This window comes from Ruminococcus sp. CAG:57, from assembly GCF_000435935.1.
In the GTDB taxonomy this organism is placed as follows: domain Bacteria; phylum Bacillota; class Clostridia; order Oscillospirales; family Ruminococcaceae; genus Hominimerdicola; species Hominimerdicola aceti.
This window is the reverse complement of record NZ_FR890716.1, coordinates 121,718-128,326: the sequence shown is the minus strand read 5'-3', so window position 1 is coordinate 128,326 and position 6,609 is coordinate 121,718. Positions and strand designations below refer to the sequence as shown.

Here is a 6,609-nt window from a genome sequence, read left to right as displayed (position 1 = left end):
CGCCGCTACCATATAAGTGCCTGCCTCTATCTGGTCAGGGATAGTCGCATAGGTAACGCCTTTGAGGTAATCAACGCCTCTTATCTTGATAACGTCTGTACCTGCGCCTCTGATATCAGCACCCATTGAGTTAAGGAAGTTCGCAAGGTCAACGATATGAGGCTCTTTCGCCGCATTTTCGATTATAGTAAGCCCCTTTGCCTTTACAGCGGCAAATATTGCATTCATAGTTGCGCCAACTGTAACAAAGTCAAAGTATATCTGATTGCCCACAAGCTCGTCTGCTGTGACATGATTAGCTCCGTTCACTATCTCGTCAGACGCACCAAGCGCCTTGAAAGCTTTCAAATGCTGATCTATAGGTCTGTCGCCAAGGTCACAGCCGCCCGGCATCGGAACAAAAGCCTCGTGAAATCTTCCAAGCAGTGTTCCAAGAAAATAGCATGACGCTCTCATGGTTCTTGCAAGCTCATATGGCACTTCAGGCTTTTCAATGCCCTTTGTGTCAAAATATATAGTATTTTTATCTAAAAGTCTGACCTCTGCGCCCATTTCACGCAGAATCTTCATGCACTTAGTTATATCGCTTATCTCAGGCACGTTCTCAAGAACGCACGGCTCGTCGCACAGGATAGTTGCCGCAACCAATGCAACAGCAGCGTTTTTTGCACCGCTTATCTGCACAGTACCATGCAACGGCTTACCTCCATGTATAACAAACTTCTCCAAGTTTACACACTCCTTAACGAGATTGTCGGCTTATCTCTCTGCCGACGCTCAGATTATTATACCACAGCCACAGGCAAAATAAAAGCAAAAAGCAAGAATTTCAACGATTTGGTTAAAATCATTTAACATACACCCAAGCAATCGTTAAATCTGCCCATATAATGCAGGCTATGGCGGTCTATAAAAAAGAACAAATGTTCACATACTCTTAACAATAGAATACTCAACTCTTATATTTTAACACACCCCATTCAAAAAATCAATAGTGAATAAGGATATTTTGATAAATTTTCGACAATTTTTTCGGCTTTTTCGGTGAAAATTACAGCAATGTTACAACTGTACGAAATCTTGTACCTTATTGTAACCTTGCTGTAATATTTAAGTACAAAAAATCAGACACTTGCCGTTTGTCTTGACGAAAAAGAACGGCTGTGGTATACTCATAACAACAGATATACTGTAAAAAGGGGAGTGCGGCAGTGGTAAAAAGAAAGAATCTCATATGGGCGGCAGTTTTTGCGGCTGTTATCGCTGCGTGCCTGATATTTATTTTCCTCACAGGTGGAAAGAGCGGAGAAAATTCTGCCGAGATATATGAAAACGGCAAGCTAATAAAGACAGTTTCTGACCTTTCCCCCGATAAGGAGTATTCCTTTGAGATAAAAACAGAAAACGGCAATAATACCATAACCGTTGGCGAGGGAAGCATTTGGGTGTCTGTCGCAGATTGCTCGAACCAGACCTGTGTTCATGCAGGAAAGATATCCCACGCAGGACAGACCGTCATTTGTGCACCGCACAAGCTTGTGATAAAAATAGTCGGTGAGACCTCTGCTGACGCTGTGATATAGGGGTGGAAGCATGAAGATATCAGTACAAAAAATCACCCTTATAGGAATTTTTACCGCCTTGTCACTTATCATTTTCATGGTTGAAGCACAGTTTCCTGTTATGCCCATAGGCGGCATGAAGCTTGGGCTTGCCAATATCGTCACAATGGCAGCAATGCTTTTTATCGGCAGAAAAGAGGCAGGCTTGGTGCTGCTTTTGAGGATAATCCTTGCGGCAGGACTTTACGGAACTGTGGTGAGCTTTGCGTTCTCACTCACAGGCGGAATTTTAGCGTATCTCGCCATGTGCATTGCGGTTTCGAGAGTTGGTGAAAACCAGCTTTGGGTGACATCAGCTTTTGGTGGCTTTTTCCATAACATAGGTCAGCTTTGTGCGGCGGCAGTGATATCAGGCACATGGGCGGTGTTCAGCCTTTTGCCTTATCTCATAATAAGCGGCATTCTCACAGGCACGCTCAATGGTCTTATCCTCCAAAGATTGTGGAAGTCGCCGCTTAGAAAATACAGCATAAAAAGATAACAGTGGCGTCAGGGGCATACCTGATGACCGCTGTTTTGTTCTATAGTCAGTTTAGCCAAAAACAGACTTTTCACAAAGTGGCATTTCTACATTTTCGCCTTGTGAGAAATAGGTGAAAACTCAGCGTTTTGCTTGCATTTGACCGAAAAATATGGTATAATTAGTTGTTATAATAGGGTCATTATAGGATAGCGTTGAAATTGAACGGAGGAGTGGATTTGAGAATACTTGGTATCGACCCGGGCTACGCCATTGTGGGATTCGGAGTGCTTGAATACAACAGCGGAAAATTCACTGTTGTTGACTACGGTGCAATAACCACTTCTTCAGATATGGATTTCAACAGACGGCTGAAAGTCATCTATGATGATATGACCGAGATAATAACCACCTATAAGCCTGACGAAATGGGAATAGAAAAGCTTTTTTTCAATACCAATGAAAAGACCGCCATTGACGTTGCACAGGCAAGGGGAGTGACACTGCTTCCTGCCATAATAAGAAATATTCCAATCTATGAATATACGCCTTTGCAGGTGAAATGCTCCATAGTCGGCTATGGACGTGCCGAGAAAAAGCAGGTGCAGGAAATGACAAAGACCATGCTTCATCTTAAAGCTATCCCAAAGCCTGATGATACAGCGGACGCAGTGGCTATCGCTATAACTCACGGGCTTTCGGTGAACACAAGGCGTGTTATGAAAAATTTTGAGGAGAAATAATATGATATATTCACTTAGCGGAAAGCTCGTTCATACCGAGAGCGACCTTGCCGTAATAGAATGTGCAGGCGTGGGCTATGCCTGCAAAACAACATTTTCTACCTTGCAGCAGATTGCAGGCAAAAGCGAAGTCAAGCTTTACACTCACCTCTCCGTAAGGGAGGACGCCGTTGAGCTTTTCGGCTTTGCAACTAAGGAGGAGCTTAAAAGCTTCCGTATGCTCATATCTGTCAGCGGAGTAGGTCCGAAGGCAGGTCTTGCCATACTTTCAGCCTGCTCTCCGTCACAGTTTGCGCTTGCGGTTGCAACGGGGGATTCAAAGGCTTTCACAAAGATAAAGGGTATCGGTACAAAGATAGCACAAAGGATAGTCCTCGAGCTTAAGGATAAGGTGGCAAAAGAGAATACCATATCCGTCAGAGGAAATGCGGCTCAGGGCTTTGCGGCTGTTCCAAGCGGAGCTGTGGAAGAAGCTGTCACAGCCCTTGTGGTGCTTGGATATACCGAGGGCGAAGCAATGTCAGTGATATCAAAGCTTGACCCGAATTTGAGCGTTGAAGAGCTTATAAAGAAAGCCCTTATCGGACTTGCGAAATTTTGAGAGGAGAACTCCATAAATGATCGAAAAAGGAGATTTTGATATAGACAGGATAGTCACCCCGAAAGAAACTCAGGCGGAAACAACTGACGATTTTGAGGTGAGCCTTAGACCTAAAACACTTGACGAGTATATCGGTCAGGAAAAGGTCAAGGAGAACCTGAAAATATATATACAAGCGGCAAAAAACAGGGGCGACAGCCTTGACCATGTTCTGCTTTACGGCCCGCCTGGTCTGGGCAAGACCACACTTTCTGCCATAATTGCCCATGAAATGGGAGTGAACATCAGGATAACATCAGGACCTGCCATTGAAAAGCCGGGCGACCTTGCGGCACTTCTCACAAACCTTGAAAAAGGCGACGTGCTTTTTATCGACGAGATACACCGCCTTTCAAGACAGGTGGAGGAAGTTCTTTATCCTGCCCTTGAAGATTATGCCTTGGATATAATCATGGGCAAAGGCCCTGCGGCAAGGTCTATAAGGATCGAGCTTAACAAGTTCACTCTTATAGGCGCTACCACAAGAGCAGGCTCGCTTTCTGCACCGCTGAGAGATCGTTTTGGCGTTATCCAGCGTTTGGAGCTTTACAATACAGAACAGCTTTCTGATATCGTAAAGCGTTCTGCAGTTTTGCTTGGCGTGGCTTGTGATGATGACGGTGCAGAGGAGATAGCGAAGCGTTCAAGAGGAACTCCGAGAATAGCAAACCGTTTTCTCAGAAGAGTAAGGGATTTTGCCGAAGTCATGGGCAACGGCAGGATAACCGCAGACATTGCAAAGATAGCTCTCAACAGAATGGACGTTGACAAGCTGGGACTTGACTCTCTCGACAAACGTCTGCTGACTATGATAATAAAAGGCTATGACGGCGGCCCAGTGGGACTTGAAACCCTTGCGGCGGCTATCGGCGAGGAGTCAGTCACCATTGAGGACGTTTGCGAGCCTTATCTTATGCAGTTAGGTTTCCTATCAAAGACCCCAAGGGGACGTGTGGCGACACAGCTTGCTTACGATCATCTGGGATTTCTCAAGGACGGACAAACGCACCTGTGAGCTTAGTGAGGAGTGAGGAGTGAGGAATTAAGGTATCGCCTAGCGGCGATGAATTTCTTGTTCTGTAGGGGCGACCTTTGGTCGCCGTTACCGCACTTTTCTGTCTTTGATAAAAATTGTATTGGATAAATTTAATATGTGTGTTAATACAGAGTTTACATAAATAAAAAAATAATATAGAGGTATGACCTCGAAAAGGAGCTAATTATTATGGGAAGATTATTTGGAACTGACGGCGCAAGAGGAGTAGCTATTACAGAGCTTACCTGTGAGCTTGCTATGCAGATAGGCAGAGCTGCCGCAATGGTGCTCACAAAGGAAATAAACCACAAGGCTAAGATAATCATAGGCAAGGATACCCGTATCTCAGGCGACATTCTGGAGTCCGCACTGGTGGCAGGTATCTGCTCAGTTGGCGCAGACGCTCATATACTCGGTGTTGTTCCTACCCCTGCCGTTGCAATGCTTGTAAAGAAATACAACGCAGACGCAGGCGTTATGATATCCGCTTCACACAATTCTGTTGAGTTTAACGGCATAAAGCTTTTCTCTGGCACAGGCTTCAAGCTTTCTGACGAGATAGAAAACGAGATAGAAGCACTTATCCTTGACACACCTGAAAAGATAGAGCTTAAGGACGGCTGTGATATAGGTCACGTTTATTACGAAAAGGACGCAGCTTGGGATTATATCCGCTACGTTATGAAAACAGTTCAGACAGATTTCAACGGTATCCGTGTGGCTCTTGACTGTGCAAACGGCTCAGCTTCCGTGTGCGCACAGAGAATTTTCGAGGGACTTGGTGCAAAGTGCATAATGCTCAACGATAAGCCGGACGGAACGAATATAAATAAGGATTGCGGCTCAACACATATCGAGGGTCTGCAAAAGGCAGTTGTTGATAATCATTGCGATATCGGTCTTGCCTTTGACGGCGACGCTGACAGATGCCTTGCAGTTGACGAAAAGGGCGAGCTTATCGACGGTGACAAGATACTTGCTATCTTCTCAAAATATATGAAGAACATGGGTATCCTCAAAAATAATACCTGCGTTGTTACCGTTATGACAAACCTTGGCTTCTTCAAGTATGCAAAGGCAAACGGCATCGTTGCCGCTACCACAAAGGTTGGCGACAGATACGTTCTTGAAGAAATGCTCAAGGGCGGTTATAATATAGGCGGTGAGCAGTCAGGTCATATTATTCTTCTTGACTATGCAAACACAGGCGACGGTGAGCTGACAGGTACAAAGCTTCTGACAGTCCTCAAATGTACAGGCGAAAAGGCAAGCGAGCTTGCTTCCTGCATGGAGTGCTATCCACAGGTGCTTGTGAACGTTAAGATAACAGCAGACAAAAAGGGTATGTGGGATAAAGTCCCTGAGATAACAGACGCTATAAAGATGTATTCCGAAAAGCTTGGTGACGAGGGCAGGATACTTGTTCGTGAGTCAGGCACAGAGCCTCTTGTTCGTGTTATGATAGAGGGCAAGAGAACAGGCATAATCACAGAATATGCACACAAGATAGCGGAGCTTATCGAAAAAATGTAAGGTGATATTTTGAAAATAGCTTTGATAAATGGTCAAAACCATAAAGGCTCTACATATCATATAGGCAGAATGTTAGCCGATAAACTTGGCGGCGAGGTGACAGAGTTCTTCCTGCCGAGAGATTTCGGCGAGTTTTGCTGCGGCTGTACCAATTGCTTTATGAAAGGCGAAGAAAAGTGTCCTCACTATGAGAAGCTCGACCCTATCACCAAAGCGGTGGACGAAGCAGACGTGCTGATACTTACTTCCCCTGTGTATGTCTACCACTGCACAGGCTCGATGAAAGCATGGCTCGACCATTACGGCTGGCGCTGGATAGTCCACCGCCCAGAGGAGAAAATGTTCTCAAAGCGTGCTGTGGTCATATCTACAGCCGCAGGTGCAGGCATGAAAAGCACTAACAAAGATATGGCGGATAGCTTGTCATTCTGGGGAGTGCCTAAGATATATAAGATAGGCTTCGGCATACACGCAACGAGCTGGAGCAAGGTTTCAGACAAAATGCTTGCGAAGATAGAGAAAAAGACCGACAGCATTGCCGCAAAGCTTAAAAGCGACAGCTTTGAGCCAAAGGT

8 protein-coding genes are annotated in these 6,609 nt (G+C 45.2%); 7 read left to right on the top strand and 1 reads right to left on the bottom strand.

Translation table 11 applies throughout. The annotated features are described in order from the left end of the window. The coding region (locus QVO88_RS05190; RefSeq protein ID WP_288177792.1) for a UDP-N-acetylglucosamine 1-carboxyvinyltransferase at window positions 1-729 on the bottom strand (729 nt) is incomplete at its 3' end. Between the two features lie 482 nt (window positions 730-1,211). Here QVO88_RS05190 and QVO88_RS05185 point away from each other — a divergent pair. The 7 genes from QVO88_RS05185 to QVO88_RS05155 all read left to right on the top strand — a co-directional run. Beyond that, on the top strand, window positions 1,212-1,583 hold the full coding sequence (locus QVO88_RS05185) for a NusG domain II-containing protein (RefSeq protein ID WP_022287461.1): 372 nt from the start codon (window positions 1,212-1,214) through the stop codon (window positions 1,581-1,583). A gap of 10 nt (window positions 1,584-1,593) precedes the next feature. Continuing rightward, window positions 1,594-2,103, top strand: a complete 510-nt coding sequence (locus QVO88_RS05180) for a Gx transporter family protein (protein WP_022287460.1) — start codon at window positions 1,594-1,596, stop codon at window positions 2,101-2,103. Window positions 2,104-2,321: 218 nt separating this feature from the next. Then, entirely contained in the window at window positions 2,322-2,825 is a 504-nt protein-coding gene (ruvC, locus tag QVO88_RS05175; protein ID WP_022287459.1) for a crossover junction endodeoxyribonuclease RuvC, read from the top strand. Window position 2,826: 1 nt separating this feature from the next. Continuing rightward, complete coding sequence (gene ruvA / locus QVO88_RS05170) at window positions 2,827-3,426, top strand: Holliday junction branch migration protein RuvA (protein WP_022287458.1); 600 nt, start codon at window positions 2,827-2,829, stop codon at window positions 3,424-3,426. Window positions 3,427-3,442: 16 nt separating this feature from the next. After that, window positions 3,443-4,480, top strand: a complete 1,038-nt coding sequence (gene ruvB / locus QVO88_RS05165) for a Holliday junction branch migration DNA helicase RuvB (protein ID WP_022287457.1) — start codon at window positions 3,443-3,445, stop codon at window positions 4,478-4,480. Between the two features lie 210 nt (window positions 4,481-4,690). Then, window positions 4,691-6,034, top strand: coding sequence for a phosphoglucosamine mutase (gene glmM / locus QVO88_RS05160; protein ID WP_022287456.1), 1,344 nt, complete (start codon window positions 4,691-4,693; stop codon window positions 6,032-6,034). A 9-nt stretch (window positions 6,035-6,043) separates the two neighbouring features. After that, on the top strand, window positions 6,044-6,609 hold a 566-nt coding region (locus QVO88_RS05155), incomplete at its 3' end, for an NAD(P)H-dependent oxidoreductase (protein WP_288177790.1).

Coding starts and splice junctions, on each gene's coding strand:
- QVO88_RS05180 (WP_022287460.1), top strand. CDS start 1,594: ATGAAGATATCAGTACAAAAAATCACCCTTATAGGAATTTTTACCGCC.
- ruvA (WP_022287458.1), top strand. CDS start 2,827: ATGATATATTCACTTAGCGGAAAGCTCGTTCATACCGAGAGCGACCTT.
- ruvB (WP_022287457.1), top strand. CDS start 3,443: ATGATCGAAAAAGGAGATTTTGATATAGACAGGATAGTCACCCCGAAA.
- glmM (WP_022287456.1), top strand. CDS start 4,691: ATGGGAAGATTATTTGGAACTGACGGCGCAAGAGGAGTAGCTATTACA.